Annotated in this window: 23 protein-coding genes; all 23 read right to left on the minus strand. The window is 67.5% G+C overall.

The window, feature by feature from the left end; genetic code table 11:
• Positions 1 to 5: 5 nt before the first annotated feature.
• The 23 genes from M9945_RS16345 to M9945_RS16455 all read right to left on the minus strand — a co-directional run bounded on the left by M9945_RS16345 (position 6) and on the right by M9945_RS16455 (position 21,278).
• Positions 6 to 1,793 carry a relaxase/mobilization nuclease domain-containing protein gene (locus tag M9945_RS16345; RefSeq protein ID WP_367945424.1) on the minus strand — a complete coding sequence of 596 codons (1,788 nt, stop codon included), beginning with the start codon at positions 1,791 to 1,793 and terminating at the stop codon, positions 6 to 8.
• A gap of 247 nt (positions 1,794 to 2,040) precedes the next feature.
• Complete coding sequence (locus M9945_RS16350; RefSeq protein ID WP_367945425.1) at positions 2,041 to 2,808, minus strand: lytic transglycosylase domain-containing protein; 768 nt, start codon at positions 2,806 to 2,808, stop codon at positions 2,041 to 2,043.
• Positions 2,805 to 3,149 (minus strand): DUF736 domain-containing protein, encoded by a 345-nt coding sequence (locus M9945_RS16355; RefSeq protein WP_367945426.1) that lies wholly within the window; start codon positions 3,147 to 3,149, stop codon positions 2,805 to 2,807. Before M9945_RS16355 ends, M9945_RS16350 begins: the two co-directional genes overlap by 4 nt.
• A gap of 35 nt (positions 3,150 to 3,184) precedes the next feature.
• Positions 3,185 to 3,745: a S26 family signal peptidase gene (locus M9945_RS16360; protein ID WP_367945427.1), complete on the minus strand. Its 561-nt coding sequence runs from the start codon at positions 3,743 to 3,745 to the stop codon at positions 3,185 to 3,187.
• Complete coding sequence (locus M9945_RS16365; protein WP_367945428.1) at positions 3,742 to 4,260, minus strand: DUF2840 domain-containing protein; 519 nt, start codon at positions 4,258 to 4,260, stop codon at positions 3,742 to 3,744. The genes M9945_RS16360 and M9945_RS16365 overlap by 4 nt, the downstream gene beginning before the upstream one ends.
• Positions 4,257 to 4,511 carry a hypothetical protein gene (locus M9945_RS16370; RefSeq protein WP_367945429.1) on the minus strand — a complete coding sequence of 85 codons (255 nt, stop codon included), beginning with the start codon at positions 4,509 to 4,511 and terminating at the stop codon, positions 4,257 to 4,259. The genes M9945_RS16365 and M9945_RS16370 overlap by 4 nt, the downstream gene beginning before the upstream one ends.
• A complete protein-coding gene (locus tag M9945_RS16375) occupies positions 4,508 to 5,266 on the minus strand; it encodes a site-specific DNA-methyltransferase (RefSeq protein WP_367945430.1) in 759 nt (252 codons plus the stop codon). The genes M9945_RS16370 and M9945_RS16375 overlap by 4 nt, the downstream gene beginning before the upstream one ends.
• Entirely contained in the window at positions 5,263 to 5,916 is a 654-nt protein-coding gene (gene parA, locus M9945_RS16380) for a ParA family partition ATPase (RefSeq protein WP_367945431.1), read from the minus strand. The genes M9945_RS16375 and parA overlap by 4 nt, the downstream gene beginning before the upstream one ends.
• Complete coding sequence (locus tag M9945_RS16385; RefSeq protein ID WP_367945432.1) at positions 5,913 to 7,091, minus strand: replication initiator protein A; 1,179 nt, start codon at positions 7,089 to 7,091, stop codon at positions 5,913 to 5,915. Before M9945_RS16385 ends, parA begins: the two co-directional genes overlap by 4 nt.
• 11 nt (positions 7,092 to 7,102) lie before the next feature.
• A complete protein-coding gene (locus M9945_RS16390; RefSeq protein ID WP_009452121.1) occupies positions 7,103 to 7,384 on the minus strand; it encodes an AlpA family transcriptional regulator in 282 nt (93 codons plus the stop codon).
• 132 nt (positions 7,385 to 7,516) lie between these two features.
• Entirely contained in the window at positions 7,517 to 7,951 is a 435-nt protein-coding gene (locus tag M9945_RS16395) for a DUF2285 domain-containing protein (protein WP_367945433.1), read from the minus strand.
• A gap of 112 nt (positions 7,952 to 8,063) precedes the next feature.
• A complete protein-coding gene (locus tag M9945_RS16400; RefSeq protein ID WP_367945434.1) occupies positions 8,064 to 8,288 on the minus strand; it encodes a DUF6499 domain-containing protein in 225 nt (74 codons plus the stop codon).
• 128 nt (positions 8,289 to 8,416) lie between these two features.
• Positions 8,417 to 8,680, minus strand: a complete 264-nt coding sequence (locus M9945_RS16405) for a hypothetical protein (protein WP_009452123.1) — start codon at positions 8,678 to 8,680, stop codon at positions 8,417 to 8,419.
• A gap of 128 nt (positions 8,681 to 8,808) precedes the next feature.
• Positions 8,809 to 9,057 (minus strand): hypothetical protein, encoded by a 249-nt coding sequence (locus M9945_RS16410; RefSeq protein WP_367945435.1) that lies wholly within the window; start codon positions 9,055 to 9,057, stop codon positions 8,809 to 8,811.
• Positions 9,058 to 9,259: 202 nt separating this feature from the next.
• Entirely contained in the window at positions 9,260 to 9,427 is a 168-nt protein-coding gene (locus M9945_RS16415; RefSeq protein WP_367945436.1) for a hypothetical protein, read from the minus strand.
• Positions 9,428 to 9,952: 525 nt separating this feature from the next.
• Positions 9,953 to 10,351: a single-stranded DNA-binding protein gene (locus M9945_RS16420; RefSeq protein ID WP_367945437.1), complete on the minus strand. Its 399-nt coding sequence runs from the start codon at positions 10,349 to 10,351 to the stop codon at positions 9,953 to 9,955.
• Between the two features lie 932 nt (positions 10,352 to 11,283).
• Complete coding sequence (locus M9945_RS16425) at positions 11,284 to 11,655, minus strand: hypothetical protein (RefSeq protein WP_367945438.1); 372 nt, start codon at positions 11,653 to 11,655, stop codon at positions 11,284 to 11,286.
• Positions 11,656 to 12,097: 442 nt separating this feature from the next.
• Positions 12,098 to 12,541 carry a hypothetical protein gene (locus M9945_RS16430; RefSeq protein ID WP_367945439.1) on the minus strand — a complete coding sequence of 148 codons (444 nt, stop codon included), beginning with the start codon at positions 12,539 to 12,541 and terminating at the stop codon, positions 12,098 to 12,100.
• 424 nt (positions 12,542 to 12,965) lie between these two features.
• A complete protein-coding gene (locus M9945_RS16435) occupies positions 12,966 to 13,514 on the minus strand; it encodes a hypothetical protein (RefSeq protein WP_367945440.1) in 549 nt (182 codons plus the stop codon).
• Positions 13,515 to 14,020: 506 nt separating this feature from the next.
• Entirely contained in the window at positions 14,021 to 14,437 is a 417-nt protein-coding gene (locus tag M9945_RS16440) for a hypothetical protein (protein ID WP_367945441.1), read from the minus strand.
• Positions 14,438 to 14,630: 193 nt separating this feature from the next.
• Positions 14,631 to 15,563: a DUF2493 domain-containing protein gene (locus M9945_RS16445; protein WP_367945442.1), complete on the minus strand. Its 933-nt coding sequence runs from the start codon at positions 15,561 to 15,563 to the stop codon at positions 14,631 to 14,633.
• A 325-nt stretch (positions 15,564 to 15,888) separates the two neighbouring features.
• Positions 15,889 to 16,929: a toprim domain-containing protein gene (locus tag M9945_RS16450; RefSeq protein WP_367945443.1), complete on the minus strand. Its 1,041-nt coding sequence runs from the start codon at positions 16,927 to 16,929 to the stop codon at positions 15,889 to 15,891.
• Positions 16,929 to 21,278, minus strand: a complete 4,350-nt coding sequence (locus M9945_RS16455; RefSeq protein WP_367945444.1) for a strawberry notch-like NTP hydrolase domain-containing protein — start codon at positions 21,276 to 21,278, stop codon at positions 16,929 to 16,931. The genes M9945_RS16450 and M9945_RS16455 overlap by 1 nt, the downstream gene beginning before the upstream one ends.
• Positions 21,279 to 21,556: the final 278 nt, after the last annotated feature.

Consider the following 21,556-nt stretch of genomic DNA (forward strand, 5'->3'; position numbering starts at 1 on the left):
TTTCGTCAAAGGCCGAGGTCGCGCTTGCGGCCGAGCGACCAGTCGATGCCGCCTCCGCCGCGGGCGACGCCGGAGATGTGCTGGCCGAGCTTGTGTTCGATCTCGCGGGACCAGGGGACGAGCTGGAAACCGCGCCCGCCATCCGGGGCGATGCCCTCGATCACGGCGAAGCGGCCGGAGGAGAGCGCGAGCTGGCGGCGATAGGTGCCGGCGACATATTCGCCGGCCTGCGCCTTCACATGCGACAGCCCGGTCTCGGCCGTGAGCTGCTCGCCCACGGCGTCGAGTTCGCGCCGGCGCAGCGTCGCCAGCAGATTGCGTTGCAGAACGATGCGCTGGCTTTCGCGGCGGGCGAGGCCCTCGTCGGCGAGGTGTTCGGCGCGCGCGTCCATCGCCTCGCGCACCTCGCGGCCGAAGCCGCCCATGCCGAGCGGCATGGGTTCGCGCTCGACCAGCCGATGGTCTAGCCAGGTTGCGCCGGGCGCCGTGATCTGGCTCTGGAGATCGAGGTCGGAGCGATTGGCGAGGACGATGGTGGGGCGTGGATCGTCGGGACCGCCGAAACGGCGGACCTCGACGATGCCGCCGATCGGTGGCGCATGCTCGAACGCCTCGATGCCGCGCAGGCGGACGTGATGGGCGCGGCCGTCGGTGCCGTCGATCACGGCATAGGCTTCGCCGGTCAGCTCGTCATGGAGGCCCTTGTCGACCAGCCGGCCGATGATGGGCGGGCCGTCCTTGGCCGCGTCGATCGTGAAGTCGGCGACGGCGCGCTCCTCGCCGAGTCCGGCGAAGGCGCGGTGCATGGTCTTGATGATGTCGCCGCGCGTGCCGAGATCGCGCAGCGTCCGCTCCGCGCCCGGCTCGACGAACCATTCGTTGACACCGGCATCGGTGGCGAGGCCCATCTTTTCGAGATGGCGAAGGCGGGCGACCAGCAGCCGGCGGATTTCGGGATCGTCCGGTCCCTTGGCCTCGGGCCGCAGGTCGATATAGCCCAGCTCGTTGGACTGGCGTGCGATCTCCCGATCGAGCCGTGTCCAGCGTTCGGCGTCGACCTCGCGCGCGAGGCTGGAGCGGATCTCGTGCTCGGGCTTGGGACCGAGTTCGGCATCGACCAGTTCCTCGGCGCGGCCACGCAGGTCGTGGCTGATATAGTCGCGCGAGATGACGAGATCGGCGCCGGTCTCGTCCACGCCGCGCACGATGAGATGCACATGCGGATTGTCGGTGTTCCAGTGATCGACGGCGATCCAGTCGAGGCGGGTGCCGAGATCGGCCTCCATCTGCCGAGCGAGATCCCGCGTGAAGGCGCGCAGGTCTTCCATGTCGCCGGCGTCCTCGGGGGAGATGATGAAGCGGAAATGGTGCCGGTCGTCCTGGCAGCGATCGGCGAAGGCGAGATCGTCGGCGCGGTCGGTCTCGGCGTCGAACATGACGCCCTTCTCACCATCGCGGCTGACGCCCTCGCGCTTGAGATAGGAGAGGTGCGCCGAGATCGGTGCGGAGCGAAACGCGCGGCCCCGGTGTCGGGCGATCCGCGCCTTGGCGACGACGCGACGACGCGAGCCGAGCAGGCGGCTGCGTGACACGACATTGCGGCCGCGGCCGAAGGTCGAGCGGCCGGAGCCGCCGCCCCTTCGCCTCGATCTCGATGCCGATCCGCTGGCGGGCGCGTTGCTCGCCTGCTTGGCGGCGCGCAGCACCTGATTGATGAAAGTCTTGGCGCGCGGCGCGCGGGTCGAGCGCGGCTTGCCGGGGCGGATGCGAAACTCGTTGTCGTCGCCACTCATGCGCGCCTCCAACGAGGCACGGCGAAGCCGCACATACGAAGTGGCGTTGATTTTGCTGGCAAAATCGCCCATGCGTATGCACGACCGACCGCCATATGCGCAAAACACCAAGCCATTCCAATGGCTTGACGGTGGTTTGCGCAGGCGCTTTTACCTTGCCGTATTCCAGTCGCCGTGCCCCTTCCGGCCCGCGACCCTTCCTTTCCTTTCCGGCGCTCCGCTACAGCGCGAAACTGTGCGATCCAGCTCATGGCGCGCCTCCCGAACCGGATCGCGCGACGAACAGGGCCTCGGCCGGGGCCGGCGCGAGCGAAGCGGGCGATGCGGCAGGCGCATCCGAAGGTGCGCCGGCGCTGCGTTCGCCGTGCAGGCCGGGAGAATGTTCCGAGCCAGCCGGTGCCGTGACGAAGAGGGGAGCTTCGCGCCAGTCGGTGACGCGCGGCGGACCGGCGAGTGCGCCCGGCGCGAGCGGCTCACCGGCGAGAACGGGCGCGAGCGCGGCGATGTAATCGCGCGTTTCTGGCGGCAGGCCACGCTCACCGGCAAGGTATTCGTCATACCGGCCGGGACCGAAATTGTAGGCGCCGAGCATGTCGGTGATGGTGCGGTAGCGGTCCCACATGGCGCGCAGGTAGGCCGCTCCCGCAAGAATGTTGTCGCGCGGCTGGAACGGATCGCTGCCGAGCCGATGGAGCGCGCGCTGTTCATCCCATGTCGCGGGCATGAGCTGCATCAGGCCCATGGCGCCGGCCGGCGATACGGCGGTCGGATCGGCATCGCTCTCGGCGGCGAGGACAGCCGCGATCCAGCCGGCCGGGATGCCGAAGCGGTGCGCCGCCTCGGCGATGTCGATGGCATACGGGCCGCCGACTACCGGCTGCGCGGCCTGCCCGGTTTGAGCACGGATCGCGGGCGCTGGCGCGAGGCCGAGAAGCAGGCCGGAAAGGAGAAGGAGGAGAGCCGGACGCCGGACGGAAGAACGCCGTCCGACGCCGGCATGACGTTGATCCGTCACTTGCCGGTCCCTTCGGCGCGCTTGGTCCGCTGGTCGTTGGTGTGGAGGCTCCAGGCGGTGTCGTCGTCGTCGCTGTCGCGGAACAGGTTGGCGCGCAGCCATCCGAACAGCGGGCTATAGATCTCGATCGAGACGAACTCGCCGGCCTTTTCGCCGACATGCGACCAGCCCGCGCCGATGTCGCGGCCGTTCTCGCCGCCGAGCAGGATGCGATAGGTCGGCGCGTTCTCGGCCTCCGAAGGCTTGGCCGGAACGAAGGTGAGCGGCCCTTCGATTCCGAGCCCCTCGAAGCGCCCGGTGAAGCCGGTCTCCGTGCGGGTGAAGTCCCCGAGATTTGCCATGGTCAAGTCTCCTTTGAGTGCTGGTTGCGGAAGGCTCACGGCTCAAGGGCCGGATCGGTGAAGCGCCAGCGAAAGCGGCCGTCGCCGTATTCGTCGGTCCAGATCGGCGTTACGCGGGCGGTGATGGAGGTGCGGGGAAGCGGTCCGAAATACCGGCCGTCGAGGCTGTCGGCGGCGTCCCAATTCATCAGGAACACCTTGCCCTCGGCGATGACGCGGCAGCCGTGCCATTGCGGCAGGTCGCGGCCGAAGCGGTCGCGGGCCTGCGCCTCGCCATAGGCGTGGTCGTAGGCGATCACGGTCGCGCCGCGGCGGCAGACCTCGGCGCCCGGCAGCGCCAGGACGCGCTTGAGGAGCGGCACGCCGCGCGGCAGGTAGCCGCGCGCGGCGAGGAAGGCGGCGAGGTCGTCGGGCGGCAGCACCGCGACCAGATCGCCGACCTCGATCGCGCCGGCCGGGGCGATCCCGTAGAGCCCGATCGGAACGCTCGGCGATGCGTTCCAGATGAAGCGCGGCGCCTGGCCGGTGACGACGGGCGCGGCGATCAGCGCCGCACCGGCGAGCGTGGCGATGAGCGTGACGTGGCGCGGGCTCATGGCAGGATGCTCCGGCGCGTGCGCCAGGCGTCGTGCTGTTCGCGCGTATAGAGGTGCGGTTCCGCACCGGCGATCAGCCGGTTGTGGACGTGCCGCCAATATGCCGGCGCAGCGTCTGCCGCGTCGATGTCAAGCGCCTCGATCGCATCGACGAGCTGGAGCACGCGCTCGACCTTCGGCCAGCCATGGAGCTTGAGGAGGAGGTCGCCGCCAGGGCGCACGAAGGGGAGCGTCTGGAACGGCTCGCCGCGTCCGATGGCGCGCAGAATGTCCACGCGCGACACGACGGTCCCGTAGTCGTTTGACGCCCAGCGGACGAAGGCGAAGACGCTGTTCGGCGCGAAGCCGACGACGCGGCTGCGCCGGTCGATCGTCCGCTGGTAGATCGGATGGCCGAAGCGGATGCGGTGCTCGATCCGGCCTTCCTCCCATGTGAGATGAACCAGCGTGGTGAAGGGCGGCGCGTCGTTCGGCAGCGCATTGCCGCCCATGCGGCGGTTGTCGAAGCCGGTCATGGCGTGCCCCCATCGGCAGGCGGGAACTCCCGTGCGAAGAGGTCGCGCAGCATGTCGGCGACCGTGACGCCGCGCTGGAAGGCCGCGATCTTGATGCGGCCTCGCAACGCCGGCGTGATGTCCACGGTCAGCCGCGCCGAATAGGCATCTGCGGCATCGGAGCGCGCTGATGGCGTATTGCTGGCCTTGATCCAGCGATCGGGATCGGCCGGGCGTGTAGCGAAACCGCGCTTGTCCGTGCCGGCCGTCATGACGGGCCTCCGTCATGGAACGGCAGCACGGTGGCGATGCGGTCGCGGGCACGGTCGGCCATCGTGGGGTCGATCTCGCAGCCGATATAGCGCCGGCCGGAGAGCCGGCAGGCTTCCCCGGCCGCGCCGGAGCCGGCGAACCAATCGCCGACCAGGCCACCTTCCGGGCAGCTCGTGCGGATGAGGATTTCGAGAAGGGCGGATGGCTTCTCGGTCGGGTGGATAGCGCGGCCGTGGCAGTTGCGCAGGTAGATGACCGAGCGCATCAGGCGCGGCCCACCGTCCTGGCTAACATAGTGGCCGGCGTCGATCTGGCCGGTATGGGGCGGGCGCTGTTTGCGCCGGACGGTGCGGGCCGTCGCGTCGGGCGTCGTCTGTGGGTCGTTGTAGATGTCGCGCCAGGGCGTCTCGGCGCGATAGAACTGGACGGCCAGCTCGTGGACCCGTTTGAAGCGGTCGGCGTGAAAGCTGGTGCCGTTCTGCTTCTCCCAGACGATCTCCTGGGCTAGCCGCAACCCGGCGTCAGCGAAGCGGTCGGCGGTCGCCATGAAGCTGCGCAGCGAGCCGAAGACCCACATTGAGCCGGTCGGCGCAAGCGCGGCGCGCGCGAGCGTCAGCCAGCCCTCGACGCGGCGATCCCAGGCGAGCGATGTGTCCCCGTAAGGGGGATCGGCGAGGATCATGTCGTAGGGGCCGTGCGCCGGCATGCGATCGCGGCAGTCGCCGGACAGGATGATTTCGGGGAGCACCATCATGGCGCGGCCCTCCCGACGCCGAGACGCGCGACCTCGGCCGCCAGCGCCGCGATCTCGCGCGCGGCGGGCGACTGGCGGTCGATGTCCGAGGCGAGCCGTCCGGTCTGGGCAGCGTCGGCGAAGACGACACGCTGGCCGACCGTGGCGGCGAGCAGGGGCGGATCATGGTCGGCCAGCGTCTCGGCCGTCTCGCGGGCGATGACGGTGCGCGCGCCGCAGCGATTGAGCACGAAACGGGCGACGAGCTGCGGCCGGTAGATGCGGGCCTCGGCGAGCAGCGCCAGCATCTCGGCCGAGGCCCAGCCGTCGAGCGGCGACGGCTGCACGGGGATCAGCACGAGATCGGCGGCGAGCAGCGCCGAGCGCATGAGGCCGGCGACGCGAGGTGGGCCGTCTATGACGACGTGATCGACGTCGCGGGCAAGCTCGGGGGCTTCACGGTGCAGCGTGTCGCGCGCCAGGCCGACGACGCCGAACGCGCGGGCCAAGCCCTCGCGCGAGCGTTGCTGGGACCAGTCGAGGGCCGAGCCCTGCGGGTCGGCGTCGATCAGGGTGACGCGGTTGCCGCGCATCGCCAGTTCACCAGCGAGATGCAGCGCCAGCGTCGTCTTGCCGACGCCTCCCTTTTGATTGAGCAACGCGACGATCATCGGCGGCCTCCCGGCAGATCGAGAGGGAGCCGGGGCGCGTCGGACGAAGGGACGTCCGCGTCGTCGGACTTGTTCGGATTTTGCGGTGTAGAAAGCGCGAACGGCGCGCTTTTTTTCGCGGCTACGCTAAGGCTTCGGGCGGTGTCGCGGATGAGGTTATCCACCTCGCGCGCGCGCCCTTCAAAGTTAGTATTATTGTTAGACTCTAAGTTAAGGCCGGGAATCGTCGTTTCGGGCCAAAGCGTTAGCTGGGGTTTTTGCGTGTGATCTCCCGAAGGGTTTGCGTGCGATCTCCCGAAGGGTCGTGCGTGTGATCTCCCGATGGTTTCCACACCTTTATCCACAAGCCCTGTGGATAACGGCGCGGGCAGGAAGCGCAGCATTTCGCGGCGTCCGTCGCGCTCGATGCCGAGCCGATAGCCGGGCAGCGGCTGGCGTTTGGCGATGCGGCGGATCTGGAGCGCGAAGTCGGAGACGCGCGCGAGGCTCCCGGATTTCTCATGGAGGTGGTGGAGGTCGAACACCCACCCCTGCGGCTGGCGGCCGGCGTGCTTGCGGGCGACGCGGTAGAGCCAGCGTTCGATCCCGCCTTTGAGCCGGAAGTAGTCCGCGTCGATCGCCAGCACGAGCGAGCGGTCGATGACGCCGCGATAGAACCAATCGGGGAGGACCAGCTCCATGCCCTCGACCCGGCCGTCGAGGCGGGTGAGTTCCTCCCATTCGTTGACCCAGGAGAACTGATGCCGCCGCCAATGCTCGCCATTGCGGATCGTTGTGCGGATCGAGGTCGATTGCAGCCGGGTCAGAGCGGCCTTGAGCAGCTTGTAGTCACTGGCGCCGGTCTCGCGTCCGATGGCCGTGAGGAGGTGATAGGGCGTGAAGCGGAGGAAGCGCGAGGTCGCAAGACCGAGGTTCTCGGCCTCGACGATCTGGCCTGCGGCCCAGATCAGGATGTCCGCGTCCCAGATGGTTGCCATGCCGTGCTCCGGCACGGCGAAGACCTCGACACGCACCGCGCCGGCTTCGTAGAGGATCGGCACGGTGCGCCGGGACTTCGCCAGCGAGAAGAAGGGGCGCTCCATGAGGTCGCGCTGATCTCGCGGGCTGGCGTCGCCTGTGGCGATGACGAACGGGTCGAGGCGCGTCCGCTCGGAGCTGGGAAGGCGTCGGGACATAAGTGACACCCTCAGCGCGCGGCGCGGCCCGAAACGGGAGGATGCTGCCTGTTGCTGGGAAGGGCGGCCAGAACGCTGCCGCGAGGATCGGACGTGGAGGAAACGGTTCCCTTGTCGGCCCAGGCTTCCAGCTCGTCGATCGCATAGACGACACGGCCGCCGAGCTTGCGGAACAGCGGCCCGGTGCCATAGGTCCGGTGCTTCTCCAGGGTGCGGGGCGAAAGGCCGAGAAACTCGGCGGCGTCCTTGGTGCGCAGAAAGCGCGGCGGCAAAAGAGCGGGATTGGGGTACATGGCTGCCTCCGTGGCTTCGGGGTGTGCCGCTCGGGTGGAGCGGCGGTCAGGGGCCACGGTGGCGAAGGAAGGGAGCGCAGGGAGTGGGGGAAATTGAGGGGTGCCGAAATTCCCCACCCTGATCGTTGGCGGTCAGGATCGGCGGCGGAAGCGCAGGAGCTTGAGATAGCCGCCCGCGATCATGGCGGCGCCGTCACGGAGGAGGTCTCGCACGGTGTCGCGGAACGGCGAGGATTGCCATTGTTCCTCGGCGATCCGATCGACACCGAACAGAACCTGGGCGATTTCGCGCTGGCTGGCGCGATGCCGGCGGGCGTCGACGGCGCGCAGCATCGCCTTGAGCCGTCGTCGTTGCTGGGCCGTCATGCGCTGGTCGCGTGGAACCCGGTAGCCTGCCAGGTGCCGCAGCAGGCGGTCGGCGGCGGCAAGGCGGTCGAGACCGTCAGGGTCGATCGGTATCGAGATCGCCAGCGGATCGTCGGGCTGGATCGTGGGGTCGGCGACCAGATGCAGGCCGGGACCGACCTCGCGCAGCAGGAGGTGGAGTTCCTCCGGCGTGATCCTCACCTCGCCTGAGAGGAAGGCGCGCAGGGTTGCGCTGCCCTCGCGCGGCGGAACAGGACTGCCGGCAAGGCGCAGGACGGCGGTATCGACCGTTTCGCTCCAGAGAACGGGCTGGTTAAAGCCCGAGAGGCGTGGCCGGGCCGCGAAATCGTAACCCCCAGCGGCGCTCCATCGGTTCGGGCAGTCGCTGATCGAGGCTGCCGGCTCCCCTGAGAACACGATAGTCCTGCTGGTAGTCTCCGTTTCGGCGCAGGCACTCCCAGGCGAGGTTGTCGACGCCGGCCTGATCCATGAAGTCGTAGGCGGACTCCTCCCGCCAATGCGACGTGTCGGGTCTCATGATACTCCTCCCGCACTACTGAAAACACACGTCAAACGGGAGAATGATCCGGGCGAGTCGGTCGCCGATCAAGAACCTGCCGCCGCAAAGCGCCTTCGCCTGCCGGCAATACGATGATCGACGATGGTTCAGTTCGGGCGGCCGAGGCGCAGGATCTTGTAGCCGTGTTCGGTCATCCAGTGCGCGCGGGCAAGGTGGGTCTCGTGAACCCTGCGGGCGCGTTCGGGTTCGGCCTGGGGATCGAGTCCGAACAGGACTTCCACGGCTTCTTGCCAATCGGCACCGTCCGCCTCGGCATCGAGCAGGCGGCAATAGAGCTTCACATGCGCGCGGTCATAGTCCGTGAGAAGATCGCCGCTCGGCGCCTCGTCACGATAGGATAGCGTCGCCATCACGTCCTTCCCCCGGTTGCGACGTTCTGGATTTTGGCGCGCACAATATCGCAAAGATGTGATCGGTAAACGCCGATTCATCGAGAAGGGTGAACGCGATGGTCCGTGGCGGATTTGCTGCGATCGCGTCAGCGGCTGTTGGCTGTGTGCGTGACATCCATCATCACCCCGATATTCGGGCCGGAGTTGATGAAGACGATGCCCGACGCTTCCAGAGCCCTGCGAACCCTGTCGGCGGTGGTCTCGAAGACACGTTCGCCGTTGACCGACTCCATGCGCTTGAGCGCGGTCAGCGAAACGGCGGCCCTGTCGGCGAGCATCTCCTGTGTCCAGCTCAGTAGTGCGCGCGCGGCCCGTGTCTGTTGGGCGGTGATCATACACGATCACCTCCCACCGGCACTGAGCCTCGTGCCAGAACTACGGCTATAATAGCCGGAGTTGCCAGTAGAATCGACCCATTATCGCCGTCCGGCGCGGTCGCGCCGATGCCGTGCTTCCGTCTGATTCGCCCGGCGCTTCCAGTCGAGATGCGTGGCGGCGGCGGCCGCCGCCGGGCCGGTGGCGGCCCGGCATCGCCCGCTAGGGGGCAAAGGGGTCCACCTCGTTGACGATGGTGTCGTCGTCGCCGTCATATTCGGCGGCGGGCATCACGCCCATGGTGCCGTCGCCGGCGCGGAAGATGACGATCGAGACCATCAGGGTCGAGGCGAGGCTGAAGGCGAGGGCGTGGGCATCTGCAAGCGACATTTCCGGCTCCCGTTCTGGTGGCGGGGACCATCCCCGCTCGACAGGCGCCCGATGGGTTTTGGTCGCGGCCGCGATCACCCTGGAGGCCGTGGCCGGAAGGGCCGCACGCGCGCGTAGCGGACCCCCTTGCGGGGTTGATCGTGGAAGGCCGGGATTGAAACCAAGGTCAGCCTCCAAGAGCGGGGTGGTTCCGCCAAGAATCCCGGAGCTGGCGTTCGCGCTGCCGAGGCTGTTGCCGGAGCCGGGAAGTCTCGCCATTCGCTCGCTGGTCGGGCTTTGCGGCGCGCCAATCGCGGCATCCTCGCTGCGTGCGCTCGTTTCGGGAATGTGAAGGCGATGGCTATGCCATGCGATGGCCGCATCGAGTTCGCATGGGGCCGTCCAGGGTGAGACCGGCGATCGTGCGGATCTCGCCGCCAGGGCGGCGCGCTGGTGCTGCGGCGCGCCGTCGCCAAGATGCGGGAGCCGGCCGCGAGCATGGGAAAAGGCCCGGCGGTGGATACCGCCGGGCCTTCGAGGTTCCGATCAGAACGGAATCTCGTCGTCTTCGATGAACTTGCCGTCGTCGTTTTCGTTCTTCGGCTTCGGCCAGGAGAGGAACGTGACCCTCTCGGCGATCACCTCGGTCGTGTAGTGGACCGCGCCGTCCTTGTCGGTCCAGCGGGTGGTCTTGTTGCGGCCTTCCACCAGGACGCGCATGCCCTTCACGCATTTGCGGAGCGACTTGGCGACGCCGTTGAAGGCGGTCACGCGGTGCCATTCCGTTTCCTGCTCCGCACGGCCATTCTTGTCGCGGATGATCTCGCCGTTGGAGTAGCGGGGCCGCGAGGTGGCCATGCTGAAGCGCGTGACCTGGGTGCGGTCGTAGGTGTTGGTCTCAGGGTCCTGGCCGACGTTGCCATTGAGGATCACGATGTTGGTCATTCTAGGTCTCCGTTTGCTCTTGCCGGAGGGACCGTCCCTCCGACGAGACCCGGCCAAGGCCGTCGGGAGACTCCCGCAACTGCCGATCCTTCGGCAGCTTGCCCCTAAAGCCCCAGGTGGGGCGGGCAGCCGCGCTCGCGCGGCAACACGGCTGGGAGCTGCGGGGGTTGCTGGTGGAAACCGAACGGACTTAGGGGATCGCTGAGGAGGAGGGATTGGTCATTCCGCGATAGCCAACGCGGAGACCGATGCTGCCAACATGATCCTCGACGCACGACGGACGCACGGCTCCGACAACGCCTCGATCGCCTTCCGTCACGGCGCCGGTTCGGATGTGCCACCGGCTCCGCCTTCCGCCTCGATGCGATGATGTCGACGGGTCAAGTGCCGGGCTATCGCCGGAGACCCTATGGCATCGCGCCACGCTCACGGCGGATTCGAGAACGCTGCCGTGCGGAAGGGCCTTCGTTCATGCGCCCGGTGGAAGGCCGCGACAGGTTCGACCGTTTGGGCCGTATGGCGCGTTCCGGGCCACACGACGGTCTCGCTCAGCACGCGGGCGTCGCCGTCGACGCAGAAGAACGAAAGCGACGACGCAATTCATTCTCGACGGCATGGCTCCAGTGATCGGAAACCCAGAGGTTCGGCAGATCACCGGCGTTCCGATCCCGTTGTCGAAGCGGCCGGCCGAGCATCTTCCGGGAGGGGAGGAAGGGTTTGGGAAGGAGGTGGAGGGAACCGTCCCTCCTTCCCATGGGTAGGGGTGTTTGAGGGGGAGGGGCAAGGCCCTTCCCCTTCATGGGGTGAGCGCGAGAGGGGGCGTTCGGCCCCCTTTCGTATGCGAGGATGGCCGGTCGATCCGGCCGGAATCGCAAGGACATCAAAGCAAAGGCGACAGGCGGCCGAAGCCGCCTGTCGCTGGCCGAACCGTATCAGTCCGGGCCGTGCAGCAGTTCGTAGTCGCTCTCCGGGTCGTCCCCGTCGATCCTCGCCAGCGCGTAGATCACCGCGCGGACCTTCCAGTCGCCGATGCAGGTGCGGCGCTGCGCGATGAGGATACTCACCGCCGTCTCATTGGCTTCGATCGCCGCGATCGCCTCATCCACCCTGTCGAATGGGGCGAGATTTTCGACCGGCTCGAAGTCGCCGTATTCGTCGTCCCACCTGCCGCGGATATACATCGGCTCGTGCTTCAGGTGCTCGATGGCCTCTTCGGCCTCGCGGATGAGCCGGAAGCCTTCCTTCCGGTCCCTCCAGTATTGCGCGCTGCCGCCGTCGATGGTGATGATCTTGCGATAGGTCATAAAGTTCTCCTTTCGTTTCTGACGAAAGGTGGGCCACGCTGTAGGCCAGAGGTGTCAATGACCGCGCAAGCGGCCGCTTCGCGGGGATCGGAGGAACCGATTTTGTGGAGTCGGCCATGGGCCGGCGGAGGAAAATTGGAGGTGCCGATCATCATTTACACCGGATGGCCTGGCGTAAAATAGGACGTCAGAGAGAGAGGTAGCCCGCGGCCCCGACGAGGGGCCGCGACCGCATTGGAGCGGGGAAGGTCTGGAAGGGGGTGTTACACCCCTTTCCAGGGGAGGATGTTTGAAGGAGGGGCCATGCCCTTCCTTCATGGGGGTGAGCTTTGCGAGGGGCGGCTTGCCCCCCTTTTCCCTTCACCAAGGCGATGGTCGCCCCCGGCTTGTCCGGCGTTCCGCGATGATGAAGGAAGGCAGGCGTGGCCTGCCCTCCATCGGTTCAGACGCGGGCGGCGATGAAGGTGACGCCGGTTTCCTGCCGGATCGCCTCGAGCAGCGCGGGCAGTTCGCCCAGCTCGGTGGCCGGAACCTCGGTATAGTTCAGGTCGATGAGGCAAGCGTCATCTTCGATACGGGCAAAGATGGTGATGTCGTCCAGCACCGAAATCGGGCCGTGCTCGATCCATCTGCGCTCGAAGGGTGTGCAGATATAGTAGAAATAGAACAACGACTCGCCAGCCTCGGACGCCTTTCGGTCGCGGTCCAGTTCCTCGAAGGTTGCGATCTCGTCGACAAGATCGGCGGCCATCAGATCGAGCTTGTCGAGCAGTCGGCCATAGAGGTTGCGCATGAAGGTGGTCGTGCTGTCGTCGCGGCCGAGCAGCGCCCTATGGCGCAGACGCTTGATGGATTGCAGAAGCGCAGTGGGATTGAAATCGGTCATGTCGAAGTCCTCTCGATGGCGAAGCCGGGTCATTCTGCGGAAGCAGGCGCCCGCTCCTGCTTCCCGAGTTCGCGCGGAGCAGCGGGTGAGAGGGGGGCAAGGCCGGGGCGGCGGAGGGGGATCACCCGGCCTGCACAAGCGCAGCGCGGAAGGACGGGGACACCGGCGGCGTGGCCTTGCTGGGGAGAGAGGGCGGAGTTTTCTTTCCCCTGACATCGAGAGCAGGATGATCGCCGAAGGCGATGCACGCTAGATCCGGGGATGGCCTGGAAGGGGGTGTGACACCCCTTTCCAGGGGAGGATGCGCGAAGGAGGGGCGCGCCCTTCTTTCGCAGGCGATGCCGGCCGGTCGCTCCGGCTGGCATGGCTGGCAGCACATGCAGAAGGCGGCGGGCGGCTTGCGCCGCCCGCCGCCTCGTCGAGGCTATCGGTATAGGTCGTTGCCGAGGGGCTTCTCGTAGATCTCGGGATCGAGGCCACCCGCTCCTTCCGGTCCGATGCAATCGTAGTAGAGATAGGTGGTGAAGCGGATGCCGGTATCGGCGGCGATCCGCTTGATGATCTCACCGAGGCCGCAAAGGTGCTTGTCGTCGACGGTGAACCTCGCCGGGATCGGGCTGGGGCACCACATCTCCGCGCTGGGATCTATGTACCCGCCCCAATCCATCTCGGGGTCGATGCGGTCCAGCAGGTGCCACGGATAGAATCCGCCGCCGCTGGTTTCGAGATCGCCCACGCAAAAGTTGATGGTCTCCTCGAGTGCCTCGCGGGCGGCCGGATCGGCCTCTGTCCGCAGCATCGTTTCGGCCTGATGGCCTTCCCGGCAGTATCCGGCAAGGCGGTCGAGTGCATCGGCCAGCCGGACGTGGACGACCTGGGCAAAGCGTGTGTCGCATCTGGTGCGGTTCGCGCGAACCTCGGTCGCAAATCTGGTGAATTTCTCGCTGAAATCGAGGAAGTCGAGCTTAGGCATAAATGTCTCCTTTTCGTTCTGACGGAAGGAGTCTGCGCTGGCGGGCAGAGGTGTCAGGGACCGCGCAAGCGGCCGCCATGCGGCGAGCGGAGGAACCGATTTTCTGTTGCGAACGTCTTCGGACGGAACTGAAAATTGGAGGTGCCGCGACGTCCTTTACACCGGATGGCCGCGCGCATGATCGGACGTCAGAGAGAGAGGAGCAACCACGGCGTCGACCAGACGCCGTGTCCGTATCGGAATGGGGATGGTTTGGAAGGGGGTGGCGCACCCCCTTTCATGGGTGGGGGTCGAAGGGGGCGGGGCTCGCCCTGCACCCTTGGGGAGAGCGCGAGAGGGGCGGCTGTGCCCCCCTTTCGTTCCGGGAGCATCGGACCGAAAAGTGGGTCCGGTTTTCGGGACCGATCCGATGCTCCCAGAGGAATGTGGGATTGCCGCGCGCCCTAGCGCGGCGGTCCCGCCGACAATACCGTGCCGGCGGGGCGGGGCCGAAGGCCCGCCGCCGGCTAACGGGACAGCGCGGATTCGCCGAGGGCGTTGAGATTGACGATCGCCGCGATGCCGATGACGAGCCCGGCGACGATGCCGGCCGAGTTGAGCAGGAGCGCGGAATCGGTGCCGTGCTTGAGGATGCCGTAGATCAGGGCATAACCGGCAAGGAAGGCCGGGACCGCGAAGACGGCGAGTGCCACGAGGCGCACGGCGAGATTCCGGGCAAGGCCGACGACGGCGATGACGAGAACCACCGAGGCGAGGGCCGCGCCGAGTGCGGCAAGGCCGGACCAGACGAAACCGGCCTCGCTCGCATAGACCCATTGGAACGCGGTCAGCCCGACCATGAACGGCAGGGCGAAGATCGCCAGATGCCAGGCGATGAAGCAGAAGGTGATGATTGCGGAGATCGCAAGCAGGATAAGCGTCATGATAGCCTCCACGGTCGATGGACTGTTGACAGGCCGTCTCTGCGCTATGCACCGCCTGGGTCTGAGCTGTTTCGCCTGGTCTCGCTGCAAGTATTTGATACTGCGGCCGGCGTTGCAGTCAAGTCCTGCGGCCTGTCGGTTCGCGGGACGGCGGTAAACCGGCCGCTCGGGAGCGGCCGGGGGAAGGCGGCGCTCACGCGCCGCCCTCGTATTGCTTGGCGGGGATGCCGAGCTTGCGGGCCTTGTCATAGATGTTGCCCTGGATGCCGCCGTTTCCGAAGACGAGAACGCCGACCGGAAGGGTTTCGAGCATCACGTCGTTGCGCTTGTAGGGCGCTTGCTTCGCCGGGTATTTCTTGAAGTCCGGCGGCAGCGGGATCTGCGTGACCTTGCGGTTGTCGGCCCAGCGGGCCGCGATCTTCTCCGCCCCGGATTTCGAGCCGCCGTGCATCAGCACCATCGTCGGGTGCTTGGCCCGAACCTGGTCGAGCTTCGCCCAGATGAGGTGATGGTCGTTGAAGTCGGTGCCGCCGGAGACCACGATCACCGGGCCGGCGGGCAGCATCAGCTCGGTTTCGGCCCGACGCTTGGCGGCAAGGAAATCCCGGCTGTCGACCACCGCGGCGGTGAGGTTGCGATGGTTGACCATCGAGCCGCTGCGCGGACGCCAGGGCGTGCCGGTCTGGCGCTCGAAGCAATCGCTGGCGAGATCGCGCATCAGCTCGAAGGCGTCGCGCCGCTCGATCATGCTCTGCCCTTCGGCCGTGAGCCGCTCCAGCTCGACGGATTTCACCTCGCTGCCGTCCTGCTCCCGCTGAAGGCGGCGCTGGGCCTGCTCGTTGTCGTCAAGCTCGCGTTCGACCCGGCTCACGGCGCGGTGGAACAGGTTGACCTGGCCCCAGAGCAGTTCGTCAAGGTCGGGTTCGAGGCGGGTCTCGCCGAGCGTGGCCACCAGGGCGTCGAAGATGTCTGCGACGGCGGTTGCGACCATGTTGCCTTCGGGCAAGGGGCGCGGATCGGGTTCATCCTCGAAGGGGCGGTAGCCGTATAGCTGCAATTCGTTGAGGACGTGATCGGTGGGGGACGAGGTGTGGACCGGCTCGAAATCGTCGTCGTTGTGGGTCATCTCGGGTGCCTCCGTGTTCGGGAAGCCGCGACCGCCGCGGCCTTCATGGCGACGAAAGCCCACGGGCGGGACGGTCTGGCAGTCCCCGCGCCTTCGCGGGGGCCTTGATGGCCGGGTCCGGCTAATTTGTTTCGCGCTGCAAAGGCGGGGCTCGCCCCCGCCGGCGGAAATTAGCCGGACGCGGCCATTGCCTGTCCGGCCCGTTTGTGGGCCGCTCGCCCTCTCAGAAGGCCAAGGTCGCCGGCCTCTCCGACATGGTGACAACGGGTCCTCACGACCCGACGAGATCGCGCCGGTCGCGTCGCCCATCGCGGATCAGGTTCGCTCAACCGCAGAGGTAACGGACCGCATCGTCGGGGTGGAGCTGGTCCTTCAGCGCCGCCACGAGAGCATCAATGCCGCCATCGCGCAGATCGTCGTTGAAATCGCCCCCGCGTGGCGCGAGCCCGATCGCCTCGATCCCGGCCTCGCTTGCGCTGGCGATCAGGCTGTCCCTCGCACCGTCGCCGGCCGGGTCTCGATCGCGCACAACATAGAGCCGGCGCAGTCCTGCCGGGAACAGGATGGCGGCGAGGTGAGCCGCAGAGAGCGCGGCGATCATCGGCATGCGGGGCAGGCCCGAGCGGACCGACAGCACCGTCTCGATGCCCTCGCCAGCAGCCATGACGACGCCCGACCGACCGAACCGGACGCCGTTGCCGAGAAGTTCGCCCATCGCCCGACGCGGGGTTTCGACGGCTGCCTTGCCGCTTCCGTCGGGGGCAAGCCAGGTGCGATGCGCGCCGGTGATCGTGTCCCGGAGGTCTGTGACGGAGGCGACCATCGCCGGAAGCGCCTGGGTGACGCGCGAGCCTTCGGGACGATAGTAGCAGCCGGGATGGAAATGCAGGCTGCCGAGATCGTGCAGGGCGGTGATGCCGCGACCGCGCAGATAGGTCTCCGCGATCGTGTCCCGGATAGGCTGGGAGATGGCAATGAGCCGTCGCGCCGCCTCGCGTGATCCTGACGGGGCCGGTGTTCGGTCGTCGTTGGACCGTTCCGGCGGATCGGGATCGGGCAAGGCCAGAAAGCGCCGCGCCTCTGCGGCGACGTCGCGGAAGTCGTTGCGCCCGATCGCCGCCGCGATGACATCGAGGAGATCGCCATGTGCATCGGGCACGGCCGCATCGGTCCATTTTCCCGCCGCCCCCTTGCCGGAGTCGGGGCCGGTCAGCCGCACATACATGGAGCGGCCGGGCGTGTTGTTGATGTCGCCGACGAGCCAGTAGCGTCCCTCGCGGCGACCATTGGAGAGGTAGTGCCGGCATACCGCCTCGGCCCTTCGGCCGAGACGGATCGCCAGTTCGGAGGCGTCGAGCCTTGACATTACGCCGCCTCCCGCTCGCCGATGCGCTCGACCGGCCAGCGGTCGAGGACGCGGGCGAGCACGTCGACGCCCGACGCATCGGTCGGCACGAACATCCTGAGCTTCCACGAGATGATCTCGTGGAACAGGCCATAGGCCGTCAGGCGATCGCGCATCGTGTCGGTGAAGCCCGACAGCTCGATGCGATGGGCGCCCATGACGCGAACGCGGCGAAGCTGGAGGCCCTCGGCGAGATCGAGGACGGTGCGGCCGTCCGTCAGCGCGGCGAAGGCGTCCTCCGGCGCGAGCGTGGTGACGCCGGTTTCGGTGGCCTGCGCGGCCCAGGCCGGCGAGACCCGGCGGCCGATGATGCGCTCGCCGGCGTCCGTCTGGAGCCGATAGACGCGGGTGGATTCGTGCGGCAGACGCTTCCATATCGGCAGGAGCAGGCCCGTCACCATATGCAGGGTGCTTTCGGAAAACTCCGGGACGGTTGCGACCTCGGCCACCCAGGCCGAGGCGAAGGCGTCGCGCTCGACCTCGACCCATCCGGTTCCGGCCATCAGCCGGATCGGGATGTTGTGCGCTTCCATTGGCCGGATCAGCCGGATGCGCCGGTCGACCTCGCCGTCATCGAGCATGACCGAAGTGGTCGGGATCTGCACGGCGGCGCGGCCCGACCGTTCGTTGACGAGGAGCCGCGCGCGCAAATCGGCGAGTTCGGAAAGCGCAGCCTCGAGCGAGACCGGCCGGTTGCGCTGGCGCTCGGCGATCGTGAGCAGGCGGGTTTCCGCGCCGGTGCGCGGATGGGTGTAGATCGTCTGGCGGTCGGTGACGACGAAGCTCTCGGCGTGCAGCGTTTCGAGCCCGGTATCATAGGTGCCGGACGCGATCGCGCCCTCGATGCGCGCTGTCAGGAGCTGCTCGAACACGGTGAAGAGAACGCCCTGAAGCTCGATCGTCAGCGCGAGCAAGCGATTGAGAAACGTGGTGATCGGCGGCAGATCGTCCTTGATGCCGTTGTCGTCCATCAGCTTCAGGCCGGTCGCGGCCTCGAACCGTTCGAGCGAGCAGCCCTCGACCTTGCCGCGGACAAGAAGGAGATAGAGCTGGCGCAGCGCATCGCGCGCGTAGTGCGATTCCAGATTGTCCTCGGGCCGGAACAGACCCTGGCCGCCCGTCTGGCGCTGGCCGCGCGTGATCGCGCCCAGCGTGTCGAGGCGGCGCGCGATGGTGCTCAAGAACCGCTTCTCGGCCTTCACATTGGTCGAGATCGGCCGGAACAGCGGCGGTTGCTTCTGGTTGGTCCGGTGGGTGCGGCCGAGCCCCTGGATGGCGGTGTCCGCCTTCCAGCCGGCTTCGAGGAGATAATGGACGCGCAGCCTCGTGTTCTTCGCCGACAGTTCCGCGTGATACGAGCGCCCGGTTCCGCCGGCATCGGAGAAGACCAGGGCGCGCTTGGCGTCGTCCATGAACGCCTGGGTTTCGGCGAGGTTGGCCGAAGCTGCCCGGTTCTCGACCACGAGCCGGTCGATGGTGACGCCGTTGCCGGCCTTGCGCACGATGCGGCGCGACCGGCCCGTCACCTCGGCGACGGTATCCGTCCCGAAGTGCTGGATGAGCTGGTCGAGCGCGCCGGGAACCGGCGGCAGGCTGGCGAGCTTGGCAATCAGGGCGTCGCGGCGGGCGACCGCTTCGCGGCTTTCGACCGGCTGGCCGTTGCGCATGACGGCGCGCGAGGACAGGTTCCCCGACGAGTCGGTGAACGGCTCGTAGAGCTGAACCGGGAAGGAATGGGCGAGGTAGTCCAGAACATACTCCCTCGGAGTGATGTCCACGCGCACGTCGCCCCATTCCTCCGTGGGCAGTTCGGCCAGCCGCCGCTCCATAAGGGCCTCGCCGGTCGAGACGATCTGGATGACGGCCGAATGGCCCGCGTCCAGATCCGCGGTGATCGAGCGGATCAGCGTCGGGGTCTTCATCGAGGTGAGGAGGTGCGAGAAGAACCGCTGCTTGGCGGACTCGAAGGCGCTGCGCGCCGCCGATTTCGCCTGCCGGTTCAGCGTGCCGGAGGAGCCGGTAATGTTGGCGGCCTGCATCGCCGCGTCCAGATTGTTGTGAATGATCGCGAAGGCTCCGGCATAGGCATCGTAGATGCGGGTCTGCTCGGGGGTCAGCGCGTGCTCCAGCAGCTCGTATTCGACACCGGCGAAGCTCAGGGAGCGGGCCGTGTAGAGGCCGAGCGCGCGCAGGTCGCGGGCGAGAACCTCCATGGCCGCGACGCCGCCGGCCTCGATCGCCTCCACGAACTCGGCTCTGGTCGAGAACGGAAAATCCTCGCCGCCCCAGAGGCCGAGGCGCTGCGCATAGGCGAGGTTATGCACCGTGGTCGCGCCGGTTGCCGAGACGTAGACGATGCGGGCGTTGGGCAGGGCGTGTTGCAGCCGCAGCCCGGCGCGGCCCTGTTGGGACGGGCTGACGTCACCGCGTTCTCCCTTGCCGCCGGCAGCGTTTTGCATGGCATGCGCCTCGTCGAAAATGACCACTCCATCAAAGTCTTTTCCCAACCATTGGACGATCTGCTCGACCCTGGAAACCCTTGCTCCGCGGGCGTCGGAGCGCAGCGTGGCATAGGTGGTAAATAGGATGCCCTCATCGAGCGTGATCGGCTGTCCCTGTGGAAACTGCGACAGCGGCACGATCAGAAAACGCTCCATGCCGAGCGCGCCCCAATCCCTTTGGGCATCCTCGACGAGCTTGTCGGACTTCGAGATCCAGACGGCCTTGCGCCGCCCCTGAAACCAGTTGTCGAGGATGATGGCGGACGATTCCCGGCCCTTGCCGACGCCGGTGCCGTCGCCGATCATGAAGCCCTGGCGGAACTGCACGGCGTCCTCGGCATCCTCGGCGGCGACCGACACGACGTCGAGCGTGTCGTCGACCGTCCAGGCGCCGGGGATATGGTCCGAATGGGCTTCGCCGGCATAGATGACGGTTTCGAGCTGCGCGTCCGACAGGAGCGCATGGACGTTCTTCGGCAGATGCGGCCGATAGCTCGGCTTGGGCGGCGCGACGCTCGCCATGGCGGCCGACTGCACGAGCTGGGTCGGATGGGCCTGCGCTCCGGGAATACGGATGGCCTGAAGGCGATAGTCCTCGTAGATCGCATCGCTGATGTGGCCGCCCTCGGCGGCGTGCCAGTCCTGCGTCTCGTATTCGAGCGGGACAGCCTCCGGTTCGGCCGGCGCGACGGGGCGCACGACCCTTGCGGCGCGGTTGATGTATGCGCGCACGGTGCGCGGCGCGGTCGAGGCCGACGAGGGGACGGGCATGCCGGGCAGCTCGACGGCGAGGCGGGCGGGAACATGGCCCGCGATCCAGGCCATTAGCGTGGCGACATCCGGCGCGACGCCCGGAGCGGCCGGGAAGATTGCCGGGTCTTCGGCCGGCCGCTTGTCGATCACGGTGAGCCGCGTGGCGATCGTGGTGCCATGCTTGGCATAGACCGAGCCGTCGATCGCGGCCGAGAAGACGACGCGCCCGCGCTCCTGCAGACGGGTGAAGCCATCGGCCCAGGCCGGATTGTCGGGTGCGAAGTTCGCCCCGGTAATCGCCACCAGCCGGCCGCCGGGCGCGAGGCGCGCCAGCGCCGATGCGACATGGCGGAATGTCGCGTCGGCTGTGCGGGCCTCGACATTGGCCAGCGCCGAGAACGGCGGATTCATCAGCACGACGGACGGCACCAGGGCCGCGTCGAGGTGATCGTCGATCTGGGCCGCGTCGTAGCGGGTGACGGAGAGCGCCGGGAAGAGGGAGGAGAGAAGGCCGGCCCGCATGTCGGCCAGTTCGTTGAGCACGAGGTTGCCGCCGGCGATCTCGGCCAGGATCGCGAGAAGGCCGGTGCCTGCCGAGGGTTCGAGCACGCGATCGGCCGGGGTGACGGCGGCGGCCGTCGCCGCGACCAGGCCGAGCGGGATCGGCGTCGAGAATTGCTGGAAGATCTGCGATTCTTCGGAGCGGCGGGTGTGGGTGGGGAGAAGGCCCGCGATCTTTTCGAGCATGGGCAGGCTGTGGGACGCCGAGCCGGACTTGCGCAAAAGCGTCTTTCCGTATTTGCGCAGGAAGAGGACCGTCGCGGCCTCGCAAGCCTCGTAGGCCGTTTTCCAGTCCCATGCTCCGGCCGCGTCGGAAGCGCCGAAGGCGGTCTCCATCGCGCCGCGCAGCATGGCGGCGTCGATCCGCTGCCCGCGTTCGAGATAGGGCAGCAGCAGGCCGGCGGCAGCGAAGACGTTGGCGGCGGTGTCGGTGTCGGGGCCGAGCGGAAGCGAAGCGGCGGCGGATGCCGCCGCGGATGCGGAAGTCATGGACATGGTGGGAACCTCGGGAGAGCGGAATAGGATCGAGCCCGCGCCGCGCTCTCTCTCGACCGCGCAGGCTCAAACCCTTCCCGGCCTTCCTCTCCCTCTGCCGACGAACGGGATTGCCAAGGCCGCGCGACGGCGCGCAGCGATTGGCCAGCTCCGACAGCCCCCGCGTGGTCCGTGGGGGCGGATGGTCAAATTTCGCGGGGTGGGTTTACGGGATGTTCAGCCAACTCCGGCTATTATAGTCGTCATTGGTGCGACGCGCCGAACAGCAATGCAACGGA

Source organism: Aquamicrobium sp. (genome assembly GCF_023954335.1).
GTDB lineage: Bacteria > Pseudomonadota > Alphaproteobacteria > Rhizobiales > Rhizobiaceae > Aerobium.